An 18,091-nucleotide genomic window follows, 5' to 3' on the forward strand; every position below is an offset into this window, starting at 1 on the left:
GCCTCACATGGCCGGGTACATCGTCGGCGTTGGCTAAAGTGGACATGCAGCATCGCTCTCTCGCGTCCGACTGGAGGATCCCCTGTCCGGCAAACTGCCCACGCACCCTGCAACCGCGACCATCGACACCACCGACACCACCGCCGCCGTGCTCGGCGCGGGCACGGCGAAGCCGCGCGAGCTCGTCGAAGCTGCGCTGATCGAATTCTTCGCCTCGAGGACCGAACAGGTAGCTGAGCTCGGCGACCGCTACGTAACGGCCGTTCGCGAACTCACCGAGTTCGTTCTGCGCGGCGGCAAACGAGTGCGTCCCGCGTTCGCCTGGACTGCCTGGCTGGGTGCCGGTGGCAACAGCACCAGCGACGGCGCGGCGTCGATCGTTCGCGCCTGCTCAGCACTCGAACTGGTCCAGGCGTGTGCATTGATCCACGACGACATCATCGACGCCTCGGTGACGCGGCGTGGCTTCCCCACCGTGCACGTCGCGTTCGCCGACCGGCATCGCAGTGCGAACTGGTCCGGCTCCTCCGAACGCTTCGGCGAATCGGCCGCAATCCTGCTCGGCGACCTCGCGTTGTGCTGGGCCGACGACATGCTCAGAGAGTCGGGCATCGACGACGCGGCGGCCGCACGTGTCTCACCGGTGTGGTCGGCGATGCGAACCGAGGTGCTCGGCGGCCAGTTGCTCGACATCGAAGCAGAGGCAGGACTCGACGAGACCATCGATGCCGCAATGCGCGTCAATCGGTACAAGACCGCTGCGTACACCGTCGAACGACCACTGCAGATCGGAGCGGTTCTCGCCGATGCCGCGCCGGATCTGACCGCTGCGTATCGATCGTTCGGCACCGACATCGGGCTGGCCTTCCAGCTCCGAGACGATCTTCTCGGGGTTTTCGGCGACCCCGGTGTCACCGGAAAGCCGTCGGGCGACGACATCCGCGAGGGCAAGCGCACCGTTCTGATGGCCGTGGGGATGAAATTGGCGGACCGCGATTCGCCTGTATCAGCACGAACTCTGCGCTCGACTCTCGGCACGATCGACCTGAGCGAGGACCGAATTGCCGATGTTCGATCCATTCTTTGCGATATCGGTGCTGTGGCTGACGTAGAGCGCCGCATCGAGGACCTGACCGACCGGGCACTGGAAACACTCGCCGAAAGTGCCACCGAACCCGGCGCAGCGGCGCAACTGCGGGCCATGGCGATCGCGGCCACACAACGTACGTACTAGACCGCTTCTTCCTCGACTACATCTTCCGAAAGGCACACGTGCACTCGATAGCCGGCCCCACAGAGTCCGTCGTCGTTGTGGGAGCGGGGCTCGCCGGACTCTCCGCCGCGCTGCATCTCGCTGGCGCGGGGAGGCGCGTGACCGTATTGGAACGCGAGAACTTCGTCGGCGGTCGTGTCGGCATCTATCCGGTGTCGGCCGAGGACGGCTCGCGGCTGTACGACATCGACAACGGGGCCAGTGTGCTCACCATGCCCGATCTCATCGAGTCGGCTTTGGCAGCGGTGGGTGAGAACTTCGAGACCGTCACGCCCAGAATCGAACTCACTGCACTCTCGCCGAGTTATCACACCCGTTATGCCGACGGGAGTTCCATCGACGTCTACGCCGACCCCGACGCGATGGCCGCGGAGGTCGCCCGCACGTGCGGTGCCGCCGAAGCCGAGGGGTATCGCGCGCTGCGTCGCTGGTTGGCTTCCATTTTCGATGCCGAGTTCGACCGATACATCGACTCGAACTTCGATTCGCCGCTCGACCTCGTGTCCACTCCGTCCGCGTTGCGCGACACGCTGACACTGGCGCGGCTCGGAGGCTTCGGTCGTCTCGGACCCCGAGTGGAGAAGTTCTTGAAGGATGAGCGGCTGCGTCGCGTGTTCACCTTTCAGGCGCTGTATGCCGGTATGGCTCCCGCGAAGGCACTGGCCGTGTACGGCGCTATCGCGCACATGGACACCTCGCTCGGGGTGTATTTCCCGGTGGGAGGTATGGCATCGATCGCCGCGGGCATGGCGGACGCGGTCAGCCGCAACGGGGGTTCGGTGATCACCGGCGCCGAGGTCTCGCACATCACGCGCTCGCACGACCGGGTGAGCTCCGTTCGAACCACCGATGGCAGAGACTTCGAGTGTGACGCGCTCGTGTTGACGCCGGATCTTCCGGTCGTGGACCAGTTGCTCGACGAATCAGGTGCGCCGTCGCGTTTTCGACGCCGCGGCTACAGTTCGGTGTCGCCGTCGGCCGTGGTCTTCCACGGCACGGTTCCGACCGAGGTGACAGCGACCTGGCCGGCGCGATCGCACCACAGCATCGACTTCGGTGCGGAGTGGGCGTCGACATTCGATCGGATCACCGCGCGCCGCGGCCGAGGCTCGCTGATGACGGACCCTTCGTTGTTGATCACCCGCCCCGGCGTGACCGATTCCGCATTGCTCGTCGAACGCGACGGCGAGTTGTGCGAACCGGTATCGGTTCTCGCACCGTGCCCGAATTTGCGCAGTGCACCGTTGGACTGGAATCGTCTTCAGGGGCCTTACGTAAGAGAACTGCAGCAAGAATTGGTACAACGCGGTTACCACGGGGCGACTTCGATGACGATCGACCACGTCGACACGCCGCAGACCTGGGCTGATCGGGGAATGGTCGACGGCAGTCCGTTCTCGTCCTCGCACGTCTTCCGGCAAACCGGTCCGTTCCGCAGAAAGAACATGGTGGCGGGCCTGGCCAACGTGGTGCTCGCGGGTTCCTCGACCACCCCAGGAGTGGGGGTACCGACTGTGCTCGTCTCCGGCAGACTTGCCGCCGAGCGTATAGTCGGCCGATCCTGACGCACAGGAAACGAACCGCCGATGATTGGGAATCTTGCCTCACGCACTAAACTGCGGCCGTGGGTCGGTGGCATCACCCCCTGCTCTGCAAATCGATACCGAGACCGCAAGAAACCCTGAAATCGCAGACCGACCTGCCGTATGGCCGTGAGGAGGATGACCGTACCGATGTCCTCGGTCTCGCGATCAGCAGCCTCCGGCGCAAGTCGTCCCGCCCCGAAGGGCCACGAAGAGCCGTCGGCGGTGCCGCACCGGTCAGCGGTCCGCCAGTTGGCGCTATTTCTCCGAAGCCCCGAAGGTCACGCAGCAGCTCTGGGCCTGATCGGTGCAGTGCTGATCACCTTCGGCGGATTCGGCGCCGGCAGCGTACGTCGCCGCGATCCGCTCCTCGAGATCATGCACCTGTCGTGGTTGCGGTTCGGCCACGGACTCGTACTGTCGTCCATCCTCGTCTGGCTCGGTGTGGTGCTGATGATCGTCGCCTGGGTTCGTCTCGGGCGCGCAACCCTCGGCGGGCGCACGACACTGAGCGAGCTTCGGTGGATCGTCCCCGTCTGGACAGCCCCGCTACTGCTGTCCGTCCCGATGTTCAGCCGGGACGCCTACTCCTACCTTGCGCAAGGCGCGCTGCTGCGCGACGGCTTCGACCCGTATGCGGTGGGTCCGGTGGCCAATCCCGGCCTGCTCCTCGACAACGTCAGCAATGTCTGGACGACGACGACGGCTCCGTACGGACCACTCTTCCTCCTGCTCGGTCAGGCGATCACCAGTATCACCGGCGACAACGTGATCGCAGGAACGATGCTGTTGCGCATCACCATGCTTCCCGGCCTCGCGCTGATGATGTGGGCAGTTCCGAGATTGGCGACGCACATGGGCGGCAAGCCCACGATCGCGCTGTGGCTCGCTGTCCTCAACCCGCTGGTACTCATCCACCTCATCGGTGGTGTTCACAACGAACTCCTGATGGTCGGACTCATGACTGCCGGCATCGTGCTGGTTCTCGAACACAAGCACGTCGGCGGTGTTGCGCTCGTCGCAGTCGCCGTAGCTATCAAGGCCACGGCCGGTCTCGCGCTGCCATTCATGGTGTGGATCTGGATGATTCACGAACGTGAGCGTGCGATCGCGGAGAACAGATCCCCGATGTCGCCGGTGAGGTCCTTCCTCAAGACGGCCGGAACCGGGGCCGGGGTCTTCGGAGCGGTGTTCGTCGCAGCGTCGCTGGTGGCAGGTGTGGGCATCGGCTGGCTCACCGCGCTCTCCGGCTCCGCCAAGATCATCAACTGGTTGTCGTTGCCGACGATTCTGGCTCACCTGATCACGGTGAGCACATCGTGGTTCCTGGACACCAACCTCGGGCCCGTCCTCGAGATCACCCGCATGATTTGCGCCCTGGCTCTCGTGATCATCATCGTCGGAGCGTGGTGGTTCTACCGACGCACCGAGCGAGACGCGGTCAAAGGCATCGTCGTCGCTCTGGTCGCCATCGTCGTACTCTCCCCTGCAGCTCTGCCGTGGTACTACTCGTGGCCGCTTGCCCTCGCAGCAGGCTTCGCCCTGTCGACGCGCACGCTGATGGTGCTGGTCGGATTGTCTGCCTGGCTGATGCTCGTCTTCCGACCCGACGGTTCGATCGGGTTGTACACCCTCGGCCACGTCGCCCTCGCCACCTTCGCCGCGGTCGTGGCAGCTCTCTCACTCACCACCGTCGATCCATTGAGGCTGCGAGGAAAGCCCCCACATACATCGATTCCGGAGGAAAGCCGTGCCACATCGCAGACGACCCCTTCCGACCGTGGGTGAACTGGACGGAATCGATCCGGCGTTGCACGGTGCTTACCGGCTGTGCCGGGACCTGAACGCGCGCCACGGGAAGACGTACTTTCTGGCCACGCGTTTGTTGCCGGTGGACAAGCGCGCGGGGGTGCACGCCCTGTACGGGTTCGCTCGCATGGTGGACGACATCATCGATGTCGACGTCGACGGTTCGCTCGTCGACGAATCGTCCGAGGACAAGACCCCTCTGGCGCCGGCGGATCGGCGCGCAGCCGAGCGAGTCGACTCGCTCGAGGACCGTGTCCGCTCGGCACTGAGCGGTGCGGTACTGGGCGAGAGTCCCTCCGAGCAGGTTCTGACGGCCCTCGTCGACACGGTGGATCGGTACGCGATCCCCCACGAATACTTCTATGCGTTCTTCCGTTCGATGCGGATGGACATTCCCGGCACGGATTTCTTCCGGTCGCGCTACCGAACAATGGCCGAACTCCGCGAATACATGTACGGTTCCGCCGCCGTCATCGGACTCGAGATGCTGCCCATCCTCGGCGCCTCCAGCGAGAACGCAGAAGGGCCCGCTGCTGCCCTCGGCGAAGCCTTTCAGCTCACGAATTTCATCCGAGACATGGGAGAGGATCTCGACCGGGATCGGATATACCTGCCGACCGACGAATTGGCCGCCTTCGGCGTCGACGAGGCACTGCTGCGGCACTGTCGCGATTCGGGGCGCACCGACCAGAGACTCTCCCGAGCCCTGGCGCACCTGATTGCGCACACCCGCGCGGTCTACCGCCTCGCCGAACCTGGCATCGAGATGTTGGACCCGCGCGTGCAGTCGAGCATGCGAACGGCATTCCTGCTCTACGGCGGGATCCTCCGCGAGGTCGAGGACGGCGGTTATCGGGTTCTTCAGGAGAGGGCCCGGGTGCCGGGATGGCGTCGACTCTCGGTTGCCGGGCCCCGCCTCGTGGCCACCGGTTGGACCAGGCTCAGATCGCCATCGCCTGTGCGCGCCTGATCACCTCGCGCATCAGATCCCCGTGCATTGCGTCGATTGGGGTGCCGGGAAGGCTGTCGTCCGGTTCGAACAGCCACTCCAGAATTTCTTCGTCTCGGTATCCGCCGTCGTGGAGCACGGCAAGCAAGCCTGGCAGGCCCTTGACGATCTGCTTGCCGGGAGTGTTCAGAAACACCTCTGGGACCCCGGGGACTCGGTTGCGTTTGACCGCGATGAGCTGTCGGTCACGCAGCATCTGCTCGACCCTGGCCTTGGGAACCTCGAGAATTTTGCTCACATCGGCCAGCTGTAGCAGTGAAACCGAGGGAGCCAACACGTCGTCGGAGTATGGGATAGCGCTCACTGCAGTAACGTTAACTGGTTGGTCCTCGGATGCGAAAAACACAGTCCGGGTGCGTTGCGCCGAGACTACGGCGATACCTGCGCTGGCTACCATCGTCTCGAAGCGCTCGATTCGGTGCTCATTTCTCGAGGAGGTACACCACGGTGATGTCCGGAGGATCCGTAACGGCGGGTTCACTGCTGGATCGGCGCTACCGCATCGACGCCCAGATCGCTCGCGGCGGAATGTCCACGGTGTATCGCGCCCTGGACACGCGACTGGATCGGCCTGTCGCGGTCAAGATCATGGACCCCAAGTTCGCCGAGGATCCGCAGTTCGTGGCGCGCTTCGAGTTCGAAGCTCGGGCAGTCGCGCGGCTGAACAATCCAGGTCTGGTGGCCGTTTACGATCATGGCCGCGACAGGGATGTCGCGTTCCTCGTCATGGAACTGGTCGAGGGTGGGACGCTCAGGGAGCTTCTTCGCGAACGCGGACCGATGCCGCCGCATGCTGCGGCCGCAGTCGTGGGACCGGTTCTCGGTGCACTCGCCACCGCACATCGCGCAGGTCTGGTCCATCGTGACATCAAGCCCGAGAACATTCTGATCTCCGACTCGGGCGATGTGAAGATCGCGGATTTCGGCCTCGTGCGGGCTGTGGCCGCTTCCAATGCCACATCGGCAAGCGTCATCCTCGGCACTGCCGCATACCTCTCACCGGAACAGGTCACCACCGGTTCGGCCAACGCCGGTAGCGACGTTTACGGGGTGGGAGTCGTACTGTTCGAGTTGCTGACGGGACGTACACCCTTCAGCGGTGACACCTCACTCTCCATCGCCTACCAGCGAATCGACAACGACGTCCCCCGTCCGGGCGGTTTCATCGCCGGGGTGCCGCCCGAGTTCGACGATTTGGTGCGCAGGGCCACCGAGAGAGACCCGGCGACACGATTCCAGAACGCCGATGAAATGGCACGGGCGCTTCGCGCAGTATGCGCCGAGCTCCAGTTACCGCCGTACCGAGTACCTGCGCCTCGCCGCTCGGCCGGGCATCGAAGCGCCGCAGCGTTGGGCGCCCCCACCACATTCGCCGACCGTGAGAGCGAACAACCCCGGGCCCCGCAAACCGAAGTCGTCGCGGCATCCGCGGGCACGGGCACCCATCACACGCGTGTACACACCGCGCCGACCTCTCGCGACGAGCAGGATGACGTCGATTCAGTCCCACCTCATTCAGGCCCACCTCGTCGAGTCGGACGTCGAGAATACGAGTTCCCCGACTTCGTCGCCGACAGGCAACGCTCTCGCCGCGCAATCGTCGTCTGGCTCACCATAGTTGCCTTGCTCGCGGTCCTCGTCGGAGTCGGCGGCTGGTGGATGGGGTCGGGTCGCTACACAAGCGTGCCCGAGGTCGGCGGACTCGACCTCGTCAGCGCACAGAACGCCCTGGAATCGGCGGATCTGGCGAGCGAATCTCGTGGAACCTACTCGGACACGGCACCGGTCGACATGCTCATCGGCACCGACCCGGCGTCAGGGTCACGGGTCGCGCGGGGTGAGACCGTGTTCCTGCTGGTATCCCTGGGACAGCCAACCGTGCCGGAGGTTCCGCCGAACACCGACGTCGCCGCCATGGAGGAAGAGCTGCGTGAACGTACCTTCGCTACCGAGGACGGCGGTGAGGTCTTCAGCACGAACGCGCCGATAGGCGATGTCGCGGCACTCGATCCGCCGCCCGGGACAGTGCTGTCGGTCGGGGACACCGTCCAGGTGCTGCGATCGAAGGGAGCTCCCCCCGTCGATGTACCCGACGTTGCGGGAATGTCCACCGACGATGCTGTCGCGACCCTCGCGTCGATCGGCATTTCGGTTTCGGCCACCGATGTGGAGTTCGACGAGAACACCGACGGTGGCAAGGTCATCGATACATCGCCGCAGATCGGTACCACCGTCACCGCCGGTAGCAGCGTTCGAATGCAGGTGTCCAACGCCGTCACGGTCCCGTCGCTGCTGGGACGATCCGCCGGGTCGGCGCGTGAGATTCTCGAGCGACTCGACTTGGAGGCGCAAGTTCGTCAGGTATTCGATACCGATGGTTCCCTCGTGGTCTCGCAAACCCCGGGGCCGGGTTCCAGAGTTGCCCCGGGGTCGTCGGTGACCGTGGTGTCCTTGCCGTAGCGGCCACCTGCCGCGGGCCTTCGGCTAGCCGAGCTCAGCCTCGCAGCATCTCCGCGACGAGGAACGCGAGCTCGAGCGACTGCTGGGTGTTGAGCCGCGGATCGCACGCAGTCTCGTAGCGTCCCGCCAGATCCAGATCCGATATCTCCTGCGCACCGCCCAGGCATTCGGTGACGTTGTCACCGGTCAGCTCGACGTGGATACCGCCCGGGTGCGTTCCGAGTCCGTTGTGGATCTCGAAGAAGCCCTGGACTTCGTCAACGATTCGATCGAAGTGCCTGGTCTTGTATCCAGTGGACGCCTCGTGGGTGTTGCCGTGCATCGGATCGCACTGCCAGATGACCTGATGTCCGGTTGCCTGGACCTTCTCGATGATCGGCGGAAGCATCTCGCGGATCTTTCCGTTGCCCATCCGGGAAATGAGAGTCAACCGGCCAGGCTTGTTGGTCGGATCCAATCGCTCGACGTACTCCACCGCCATATCGGGCGTGGTGGACGGCCCGATCTTGAGTCCGATGGGATTGCTGATCAACTCGGCAAGTGCGATGTGTGCGCCGTCGAGCTGCCTAGTCCGATCGCCGATCCACAGGAAATGAGCGGAGAGATCGTACAACTTCGGGTGGTCGGCGTCGGCGTTGTCCAACCGCAGCATCGCACGCTCGTAGTCCAGCACGAGCGCCTCATGGCTGGCGAAGATCTGGGCTGTCTCCAGATTCGGGTCCTTCACTCCGCATGCATCCATGAACCGCAGTCCCCGGTCGATCTCGCCGGCGAGAGCCTCGTACCTGGCTCCTGCTGGTGAGCTCGCAACGAATTCGCGATTCCAGTCGTGCACCTTGTGCAGATCTGCCATCCCCGCGCCGGTGAGAGCTCGCACCAAGTTCATTGCGGCACTCGCGTTGGCGTACGCACGCACGAGCCTCGACGGGTCGTGCCGCCGCACGGCCTCGTCGGCGAAGAGTGAGTTGACCATGTCGCCGCGATAAGACTTCAGTCCGAGCGCATCGACGTCGGACGAACGCGGCTTCGCGTACTGCCCTGCGATGCGTCCCACCTTCACCACCGGCATACTCGCGCCGTAGGTGAGCACCACGGCCATCTGCAGCAGGGTGCGGATGTTGCCCTTGATGTGGGGTTCGGTGTTGTCGACGAACGTCTCCGCACAGTCACCGCCCTGCAGCAGGAACGCCTCTCCCCTGGCGACAGCTGCAAGCTGATCGGACAGCGCCTCGACCTCACTGGCAACGGTGATCGGCGGTACGCTCTCGAGCACCTTGCGCATGTCGGCGGCCTGCGCGGGATCCCACGACGGCTGTTGCGCCGCGGGCTTCGCGAGGGCATCGTCCAACTGCTTGCGCAGCGTCGTCGGCAGCGGCGGAAGATCGGGCAAGCGGTCGATAGGTACGTCGACAGTCCAGTTCACCTGTTCAGGATATTCGCTCGTCGTCCTGGCTCGGCGCGCGGCTCCCGGTAGCGGCTCGGTCGATCAAGCCGATGACGCTTCGATGGCCTCGAATCTCGCCAGGTTGTGCCGCGCATCGGCGAGCGCGTCGTGAGCGTCGTCTGGTGCCGGGGGCAGGTACGGGCTCCCTTGATCCTCCCAGCGCTGACGAAGCTCACGAGTGAAGCGCGGCAACGAACGCGGCAATTCGGTCATCGAACCCCACAGCTGGCACAGCGCCACGTGGTCGTACGCGGCCATCCATGCCCACAGCTCGACCTCGGCATCGGGAGACGGCACGAGGAAATCGAGTAGGTCGTCGCGAATCCGAGCTCTGCTCTTCCACAAGGGTGACGAATACGGCGGCAGCTTGGGCAACACGTTCCGACGGACCCATTTACCGGCGCGCTCCGGGTCGAACTCGGAGGACACCGCATAAAATTCTCGACCATCCTCGGATACCACTGCAATCGAGACCAGCTCGATTGTGCGACCATCCTCGATGAACTCGGTGTCATAGAAATAACGCACGCACACAGCGTATCCCTCGCGTCGGTACCTACCGCGCAGCGCAGTCAGAAGAAGGAACGATGTTCACGCCACCGGAAACCACAACACCTTCCTCGCCGGCACGCTCGCGCCTTCCGCTCGAGCTGCGGTCCGTCGCTACCGTTCTCGCGTGTGTCGTGATAGTCGCGGGCGCCCTGGCCGGAGTCACGTACAACCTCCTCGGGCTACCCCCGCTTCGCGATTTACCGAACCTCGGCGACTTCTACCGCCTCGATCTCGATGTGTACCGCATCGGTGGCCAGGTCTTCGCGAGCGGATCACCGCTGTACGGCAGTATCCCCACCACTGAATCGGGAACGTCGCTACCGTTCACGTACCCGCCGATCGCGGCGGTGCTGTTCAGTCCCCTTTCGGCCATGTCGCTGTATTGGGCCGGACTGCTCGTCACAACGCTGTCGTTGGCGCTGCTCGTCGTGACGATCGTGTTGACCCTGCGTTCCCTGGGCTACACCCCGACTTCGCTGATGCTCTGGGCTGCAGCAGCGGTGTTCGCCGTGTCGATGATTCTCGAACCGGTCTCCTCCACACTCGACTTCGGCCAGATCAACATCGTTCTGATGGCATTCGTCGCCGCGGACTGCCTACTCGACAAGACCCCCTGGCCCCGCGGAGCGCTCATCGGACTCGTCGCAGCGGTGAAACTGACGCCCGCCGTGTTCATTCTGTACTTCCTCCTGCGCAAGGACTTTCGCGCTGCAACCATCGCCGCGATCAGCTTCGCCGCATTCACCGCACTCGGCTTCGTCGCCACCTTCTCGGATTCGGTGAAGTATTGGACCCACACTCTGATCGACTCGGACCGCATCGGAAATCCGGCGTACCCCGGGAATCAGAGCATCACAGGCGTCCTGGCCCGCTTCGGACTCCACGACTCGATGCGTTCAGCTGTGTGGATCGTTCTCGCCTGCGCTCTGCTCGCCGTTGCAGCCTTCGCCATGAGACGAGCGTTCGCGACCGATCACAGCGCGTTGGCCCTCGGCGTCAACGCACTGTTCGGGCTGTTGGTCTCCCCTGTGTCGTGGTCGCACCACTGGGTGTGGGCAATCCCGTTCGCGGTGGCTTTGGGGACGTTGGCATACCGAAGCCGGAACGCGTTCGCGATGGCTTTCGTCGCTTTCGGAGTCGTCCTGTTCTACGTCGCTCCACAGTGGCGAGTGGCCGACGGACGGTTCTCCGGGATCGATTGGCCCATCGTGGACCAGCTCGCTGCATCGTCATACGTGTGGTGGGCGATCGCAGCGATCACCATGGTTGCGTTCGTCCCCAAAGGGCACCCCGCCGGCGCCCAGGCAGAACGCGGACAGCTCGACCCGGCGGTGCCGAGCTCCTGAGCGGGGTCGAACTTCTGCGCGACCGACGGGCCGGAAGAGCTCGCGGTCAGCTCGCCTTGGTGTTCGGTAGCCGCTCAGGATCGACGGAAGAGCTTCTCGCGCCGGATGACTCGGCATCGAGCACAGGCTTGTCAGCCGCCTTCTTCAGCGAAGCGGCGTACACATCCACATATTCCTGACCGGACAGCAGCATCAACTCGTACATCACCTCGTCGGTGACAGCGCGCTCTACGAACCTGTTGCCCGCGAGTCCTTCGAACCTCGAGAAATCGATCGGCTTTCCGATCTTGATGGTGATCTTGGTGGGCCGCCACACCTTTGATCCGATCGGGTTCATCTTGTCGGTACCGATCATTGCGACGGGAACAACCTGAACGCCGGTCTGAAGCGCCAACCGGGCCATACCGGTCTTGCCCTTGTACAGCCGACCGTCCGGCGAACGGGTGCCCTCGGGATAGATGCCGAGCAACTTGCCCGACTCGATCACACGCTTGCCTGCGTTGAGTGCATCCTGAGCGGCGTCGGCACCGGTCCTGTCGATGGGAACTTGACCGACCGCGGTGAAGAACCATTTCTGGAACGCACCCTTGAGGCCTGAGCCGGTGAAGTACTCGCTCTTCGCAAGGAAAGTGATACGCCGCTTCACTTTGAGCGGCAGATAGAACGAGTCCAGAACCGCCTGATGGTTACTGGCCAGGATCATCGGTCCGCGGGCCGGGACGTTCTCCAGACCTTCGATTGTCGGCCGACCGAGTGCGGCCAAGATCGGGCCGATGAGGACGTACTTGAACAGCCAGTACCACATGGCGCCCTTCCTGGATTCGAACGTTCCCGATGCGAGGAACCAAAAGAAACTGTACCTACCGTTTATGACCCCAGCCACAGGAACTGCGAAGTGGCGGCAAACATCACATCCTACGTCCGCCAGCAGGTGTGGAGAACTCGGCCCGTGCAAGATCCGCGGCGCCGATCATTCCAGCGGCCTCACCCAGTTGGGTGCTCCGTATGCGCGCGAGCGGTCGGTGTCCGGCGCCGGTGGACAGGCGCGAGTAATGCTCACGCGCCTCGGCCAAGAACTGGCTCGACGACGTCGCCACCCCTCCCGCGATGACTATCAGATCGGGGTCGTATACGTCGCTCACCATAGCGAGTCCCATGCCTAGCCAACGCGCGAAATCCTCCATGGTTCGGCGGCCGATCTCGTCGCCGTCCTGCGCCGCAGAGGCGATGCGTCGGCCGGTGAGCGAGCCCGGGTCGAGGAACACCTCGCGCGCCAAGATCGTCGACGATCCCCGATCGGCCGCGAGCAACTCGACGGCTGTATCAACGAGAGCCGTTCCGCTGCAGTAGCGTTCCCAGCAGCCTCGCTTACCGCACGGGCAGGATCGGCCGTCCTGGACAACCTGGATGTGCCCCAGTTCCGGTGCGACACCATAACTTCCACGATAGATGCGCCCGTCGATCAACAGCGCGGCACCGATGCCTGTGCCGATCGCGACCATCACCACGTTTCGGCCGTCCGAAGCGGCGCCGAACCGATATTCCGCCCAGGCAGCAGAGTTGGCGTCGTGCTCGAGAAGCACAGGAAGGCCGATTCGCTCGCTCATCTGACGCGCAACCGGGGTGTCGACCCAGGGCAGGTGTGGTGCGAACCGCACCGAAGTTCGATCCGAGTTGATGAAGCCGGCAACGGCCAACCCGACCGCGTCGACGGGGTGCCGCGCAGAGAGCTCGTACACAACGCGGTCGAGACCCTGTTCGAGTGCTTTCGCGGAGTGCGGAGTCGGCGACTGCGTCGAATCGATGACGTGGCCCGAGGCATCGACAACCGAAGCGCGGAGACTGGTTCCCCCGACGTCGATGCCGATCGTCAGGGACTCCCGATAGCGCTTCATTTCCGACCTTCCTCGGCCGCCCCCCCGAACGGCGTACGAACTTCTCCCGACCTATCGCAGAATCGGGCGAGTGGACTGTGCTCAGTCTTGGGAATCCGACGTGGTCGAATCTTTCACGGTAACGGTAATCGGTTCGAATGCTGGACGTCGAATCACCGACTCATCCGGCTCGCGTGCAACAGTCGGCTCGTCGGCATGAGTTGCGCCATCGGGCCGATCCTCGCTCTGCGCTGCGGACGGCTGACTCGCCGGGTCCACATGCTCCGCGACAATCTGGCGGATCAACGCGATGACAGATGCACCTTCTGAGGTGACCAGGGTGAGCAGTTCGTGCTGCTCACCCCTCAGCAGGGCTGCCAGTGCGCAAACCGGACACCAACTGCATCCCTGCCGAGGGCGCTCGCTCTGCTCTTGAACAGCCTGACGCAACAGCGGCTCCAGCCGCGTCAGAACGGTCTCGGCGAGCGACCAGAGCTCGGCCGCGACGTCGGAGTGTTGGTTGTCCACCTAGAGTCCGCCCCTCACGCCGGCCACAGGGACGGGTCCGGTCGGAACCGGATCGTGAGCATGCCGCTTTCGTACTCGGCGCCGATCACGGTGCACCGGCGCAGCACAGAGGCCAGACGGACACGGTGTCTGGTTCCGTCGGCGCCGATGATGACGTCATCCTCCACTCGGCCGAGATTCAGCGTCGTCGGGTCGACGACGGGCAGCACCATCGTCATCGTGTAAATCGATTCCAAACCCGAGCCCGACGCGCGCGCAACCACCGGTTCGGCACCGCTCGCAGCGTCGTCGACGGAGCGATCGAGCGCATCCGCCGCACCTCCCCGAAACGCGAGACTACCGAGAGAGGCCAACCCTACCGGTTCACCCGGAGTGAGTTCGATCACCACCAGCTCGTATCCTCGGGCGACGGACTCGATCTCCGTGAGCACATGTTGCTGAGCCGAACGCCACCCTTCGAACCAGAACACGGCCGCGTGCGTGCCGATCAGAGTCGTCGACGCCGAATTCAAGTTCGGCAACACCCGATTGACCATGACTGTGTCGACGGGCAGCCCGGTCAGCGCCGCCGCGGACAGGGTCCGTCGGGTCTCCGCGAGTGCCACCGAATCAGGTGTGAGCACGATCGCTACCGAGGTTCGGGAGTGGTCGAACAGCAGGCCACGGACGATGTCGGCATCGGCGACCACCCGCTCCACCAGCGCAACGACGACTGTCAAACGCGGATCGGATCCTGTGCCTGCAACGATCCGATCGTGCTGGGGCCACAGCCGCTCGAGATAGCTACCCACCAGGTCCGGCATCCGCAGTGTTCGGAGCGCATCCGCAGTCGCGGGGAGATCGACGAAAACTGTGTCCCACGTGCCTTGCTCGACGAGTTCGGCAATGCGCTGCAGACCGAGCAGCTCCTGCACCCCCGGTGCCCCCACGATCTCCTCGGGCTCGACTGCGCCGAATCTGACGCCGTGCTCGTGACCGGCGCCGGAGACAGCAAGCAACGCACCGAGCGCGCGGTACCGCGCCTCGACCAAGGCGAGGGTGTCGAGCTCGAGGGCATCGAGGCCCGGCTCGACCGAAACCACGTCACCGGCGGAGTATCGCGTGACCGACCCCAGGACATCGGCCAGGGAATGCGCCTGATCGAGTGAGACCACGAGGGCGCGCGAGCCCGAGCGGGCATGTTTCACCGCCGCCGCAGCAGCCAGCGTCGTCTTGCCGGATCCACCCTTCCCAACGAACAGACGAAGAGCGGTACGGACATCGGAGCGAGAGTCTTTCAGCCTTCGACCCGCTTCTTCAGTTCCTTCAGCGCAGTATCGGTGATGACCTTCTCGGCCTTGCGCTTGAACAGTCCGATCATGGGGATATTGAGGTCGACGGTCAGCTGATAGGTGACCTCGGTGCCGCCGTCGACGTTGTCGGCCAGCGTGTACGAACCGGCCTGGGATTTCTGCATCTCGCCCGACACCAGCTCCCAGGACACGGACTTTCCGTCCGGTGCCCACCGGTAGCTGAGTTCGTAGGTGTCCTTGACCATCCCCGCATCGAGCACGAATTTGACACGGTCGGCACGGCCGTCGGGACCCGTGGCCAACACTTCCACCGACTTCGCGGCCGAAACCCAAGACGGATAGGCATCGAAATCGGCGATCACGTCCATGACCTGCGCGGACGGTGCATCGATCGTGATCGACCTCTGAGTCTTCTCGGCCATGCTGTTACTCGGTGTCCCTTCTCTTCTTGTCCGGGCCCGCGGTCACGAAACCGGTTCACGCATCGGTAGCGCGACGTCATTCATCTCACACGATGGCAGGTGGACGCACAACGGAGGTGGACACGAACGGGCCGAAAACTCCACCCACCCCCACAGTGGCACTCAGGTCGACGCATGTCCGGGTCGCTCCCCGGCAGCCCGCCCCGATTCCAAGTGTCGCTTGATCTCGAATGCCATCGCCTTACCTGCAGTCCTGCGTCGACGATTCTCGTCAGCGAGACCGCGTGCCTGCCCCGATGCCGGCTCCGCATGAAGAAAGTAGTGCACGATCACACCGTCGAGGGCCGGTATGGGTTCGAGCCACACCTCCATTGTGCCCTCGAGTGCACCGTCGACGGCCCACCTGATGCCCTTGTCGCCGCGATCGTCGGTGACGCGCACTCTCAGATCGGGCCACCAGGCGCGCCAACTGTCCGGTCGAGCCAGCGCTTCGGCCACCACCGATCCTGGGGCCGCAACAAAGGTCTGATCGGCAACCTGCACACTGCTCACCCTGTGAGCTTCACATATCACCGAAACTCGACACACACGAGGCAGTCGTTCGCCTCGCGCAGCCGGGTTCTACAGTGAGACCTCCGAGCTACTCGTGAGTAGAGCTAACTGTATTTCTTTCCTGGAGGTCACCCGTGCGTGAGTTCACATCGCCCGCCCGATTCGTCGTGGAAGACGGTGCGTCGGCCGTCGACACGGTGTTCACGCGCGCATCCGCTGCACCGAAATCGATCGCGTTTCGTCGCCTGCACGAGGGCACCTGGTCCGACGTCACTGCCGAGACGTTCGCGACCGAGGTGACAGCCGTCGCGAAGGGGCTGATCGCGTCAGGCATACAGCCGGGCGACCGTGTCGCGCTGATGTCCTCAACTCGCTACGAGTGGTCACTTATCGACTACGCGATCTGGGCATCAGGTGGAGTCACGGTCCCCATCTATGAAACCTCCTCGACCGGCCAGGTCGAGTGGATTCTCTCCGATGCCGAGCCGGTGCTTTTCGTCATCGAGACCGTCGAGCTCGCCGCACAGACGGCGGAGGTGGTCACGGCCTCCACTTCAGTCCAGCGCACATTCCACATCGACGGCGGCACCGGCGAATCCGGCGCGATACGCGAGTTGACCGAGCTCGGTTCCAACATCTCCGACGACGAGGTTCGAGCACGAGTTTCCGCACTGCGTTCGACTGATCCTGCAACGCTGATCTACACCTCGGGAACAACGGGACGGCCGAGAGGGGTGCAGCTGACACACGCCAATCTGCTCTCCGAATCCCATGGGATACGCGAGACATCGCTGAAAGTGCTTCTCCACGAGGGCAGTCGAACCCTGATGTTCCTACCGCTCGCGCACGTCCTCGCCCGAGCCGTCACCATCGCGGCCTTCGACGCCGGCACAACCGTCGGCCATACCAGCGACATACCGAATCTCGTACCGACTTTCGGCACCTTTCAACCGGACTTCATTCTGTCGGTCCCCCGAGTCTTCGAGAAGGTCTACAACACCGCGAAACTGAAGGCCCACGCCGACGGCAAAGGCAGAATCTTCGATGCCGCGGCCGAGACTGCCATCGCGTGGAGCGAAGCGAAGGACAACAGCGCAGGAGCAGGTTTGGCGCTGCGTATCAAGCACGCACTCTTCGATCGACTCGTCTACGCAAAGCTTCGAAATGCGCTCGGCGGGCGATGCCAACTCGCCATTTCCGGAGGCGCACCGCTCGGGGCACGGCTAGGACACTTCTATCGTGGAATCGGTATCCCGATCTACGAGGGCTACGGCCTGACGGAGACCAGCGCCGCGTTCGCGGTCAACACCATCGGAAATCAACGCGTGGGCAGCGTCGGCCGTCCACTACCGGGAAACTCCGTGCGAATCGCCGACGACGGTGAGATCCAGATGCGCGGTCCCGTGGTGTTCGCCGGCTACTGGCGCAACGACGACGCCTCCGCAGAATCCCTCGCCGACGGCTGGTTCCGCACCGGCGATCTGGGTTCACTCGACGAGGACGGGTACATCACCATCACCGGTCGAAAGAAGGAGATCATCGTCACCGCCGGCGGCAAGAACGTCTCACCCGCCGGTCTCGAAGATCAGCTCCGCGCGCACTCGTTGATCAGTCAAGCCATCGTTGTCGGAGATCAGAAGCCGTTCATCGGAGCTCTGGTGACTCTCGATGCGGATGCTCTGTCCAAGTGGAAGGCCACCCACAGCAAGCCCGCCGACGCCACAGCCGCCGATCTCGCGCAGGATGGCGATCTGCTGTCCGAAATCGACTCCGCAGTTGCGGCGGCGAACAAGTCCGTCTCGCACGCCGAGGCCATCAAGAAGTACCGAATTCTGCCGAGCGACTTCACTGAGGAGTCCGGGGAGATGACGCCGACGATGAAACTGAAGAGAAACGTCATCACCGAGTCGTACGCGGACGACATCGAGGCGATCTACGCCTGACGGC

16 protein-coding genes are annotated in these 18,091 nt (G+C 63.9%); 7 read left to right on the forward strand and 9 right to left on the reverse strand.

Annotated features, from left to right (window positions below; translation table 11 throughout):
• The first annotated feature begins 121 nt into the window (after positions 1-121).
• From KVY23_RS08180 to KVY23_RS08195, 4 genes are all read left to right on the forward strand, one after another.
• A complete protein-coding gene (locus tag KVY23_RS08180; protein ID WP_374108703.1) occupies positions 122-1,234 on the forward strand; it encodes a polyprenyl synthetase family protein in 1,113 nt (370 codons plus the stop codon).
• A 38-nt stretch (positions 1,235-1,272) separates the two neighbouring features.
• Positions 1,273-2,838, forward strand: a complete 1,566-nt coding sequence (gene crtI / locus KVY23_RS08185; protein ID WP_230556009.1) for a phytoene desaturase family protein — start codon at positions 1,273-1,275, stop codon at positions 2,836-2,838.
• Between the two features lie 168 nt (positions 2,839-3,006).
• Positions 3,007-4,644 carry an alpha-(1->6)-mannopyranosyltransferase A gene (locus KVY23_RS08190; RefSeq protein ID WP_230556077.1) on the forward strand — a complete coding sequence of 546 codons (1,638 nt, stop codon included), beginning with the start codon at positions 3,007-3,009 and terminating at the stop codon, positions 4,642-4,644.
• Positions 4,637-5,635, forward strand: coding sequence for a phytoene/squalene synthase family protein (locus KVY23_RS08195; protein WP_230556010.1), 999 nt, complete (start codon positions 4,637-4,639; stop codon positions 5,633-5,635). Before KVY23_RS08190 ends, KVY23_RS08195 begins: the two co-directional genes overlap by 8 nt.
• On the opposite strand, the gene KVY23_RS08200 is transcribed toward KVY23_RS08195, so the two are convergent.
• Positions 5,607-5,978 (reverse strand): Rv2175c family DNA-binding protein, encoded by a 372-nt coding sequence (locus KVY23_RS08200; protein WP_075840540.1) that lies wholly within the window; start codon positions 5,976-5,978, stop codon positions 5,607-5,609. The genes KVY23_RS08195 and KVY23_RS08200 overlap by 29 nt on opposite strands.
• Before the next feature lie 146 nt (positions 5,979-6,124).
• On the opposite strand from KVY23_RS08200, the gene pknB reads away from it, so the two are divergent.
• Positions 6,125-8,134 (forward strand): Stk1 family PASTA domain-containing Ser/Thr kinase, encoded by a 2,010-nt coding sequence (pknB, locus tag KVY23_RS08205; RefSeq protein ID WP_230556011.1) that lies wholly within the window; start codon positions 6,125-6,127, stop codon positions 8,132-8,134.
• A gap of 34 nt (positions 8,135-8,168) precedes the next feature.
• On the opposite strand, the gene KVY23_RS08210 is transcribed toward pknB, so the two are convergent.
• Both KVY23_RS08210 and KVY23_RS08215 read right to left on the reverse strand, forming a co-directional pair.
• Positions 8,169-9,557: a class II 3-deoxy-7-phosphoheptulonate synthase gene (locus KVY23_RS08210; protein WP_206509714.1), complete on the reverse strand. Its 1,389-nt coding sequence runs from the start codon at positions 9,555-9,557 to the stop codon at positions 8,169-8,171.
• A gap of 63 nt (positions 9,558-9,620) precedes the next feature.
• A complete protein-coding gene (locus KVY23_RS08215) occupies positions 9,621-10,106 on the reverse strand; it encodes a polyadenylate-specific 3'-exoribonuclease AS (RefSeq protein ID WP_230556012.1) in 486 nt (161 codons plus the stop codon).
• A gap of 59 nt (positions 10,107-10,165) precedes the next feature.
• Between KVY23_RS08215 and KVY23_RS08220 the strand changes: the two genes are divergently transcribed.
• Positions 10,166-11,476, forward strand: a complete 1,311-nt coding sequence (locus tag KVY23_RS08220; RefSeq protein WP_230556013.1) for a glycosyltransferase 87 family protein — start codon at positions 10,166-10,168, stop codon at positions 11,474-11,476.
• 46 nt (positions 11,477-11,522) lie between these two features.
• Here KVY23_RS08220 and KVY23_RS08225 read toward each other — a convergent pair whose 3' ends face one another.
• The 6 genes from KVY23_RS08225 to KVY23_RS08250 form a co-directional block, all read right to left on the reverse strand.
• Complete coding sequence (locus KVY23_RS08225) at positions 11,523-12,281, reverse strand: 1-acyl-sn-glycerol-3-phosphate acyltransferase (protein ID WP_075840539.1); 759 nt, start codon at positions 12,279-12,281, stop codon at positions 11,523-11,525.
• Positions 12,282-12,384: 103 nt separating this feature from the next.
• Entirely contained in the window at positions 12,385-13,371 is a 987-nt protein-coding gene (locus KVY23_RS08230) for an ROK family protein (protein WP_230556014.1), read from the reverse strand.
• A gap of 81 nt (positions 13,372-13,452) precedes the next feature.
• The gene (locus KVY23_RS08235; protein ID WP_230556015.1) at positions 13,453-13,878 is read right to left on the reverse strand and encodes a hypothetical protein; all 426 of its coding nucleotides are present in this window, start codon (positions 13,876-13,878) and stop codon (positions 13,453-13,455) included.
• A 14-nt stretch (positions 13,879-13,892) separates the two neighbouring features.
• Entirely contained in the window at positions 13,893-15,158 is a 1,266-nt protein-coding gene (locus KVY23_RS08240) for an ArsA family ATPase (RefSeq protein ID WP_268994897.1), read from the reverse strand.
• On the reverse strand, positions 15,155-15,592 hold the full coding sequence (locus KVY23_RS08245) for an SRPBCC family protein (protein ID WP_075840536.1): 438 nt from the start codon (positions 15,590-15,592) through the stop codon (positions 15,155-15,157). Before KVY23_RS08245 ends, KVY23_RS08240 begins: the two co-directional genes overlap by 4 nt.
• Before the next feature lie 162 nt (positions 15,593-15,754).
• Positions 15,755-16,144 carry a polyketide cyclase / dehydrase and lipid transport gene (locus KVY23_RS08250; RefSeq protein ID WP_230556017.1) on the reverse strand — a complete coding sequence of 130 codons (390 nt, stop codon included), beginning with the start codon at positions 16,142-16,144 and terminating at the stop codon, positions 15,755-15,757.
• A 134-nt stretch (positions 16,145-16,278) separates the two neighbouring features.
• Between KVY23_RS08250 and KVY23_RS08255 the strand changes: the two genes are divergently transcribed.
• The gene (locus KVY23_RS08255) at positions 16,279-18,087 is read left to right on the forward strand and encodes a long-chain fatty acid--CoA ligase (RefSeq protein ID WP_230556018.1); all 1,809 of its coding nucleotides are present in this window, start codon (positions 16,279-16,281) and stop codon (positions 18,085-18,087) included.
• Positions 18,088-18,091: the final 4 nt, after the last annotated feature.

Origin of the sequence: Rhodococcus sp. I2R (genome assembly GCF_020889545.1) — a bacterium.
Lineage (GTDB): Bacteria > Actinomycetota > Actinomycetes > Mycobacteriales > Mycobacteriaceae > Rhodococcoides.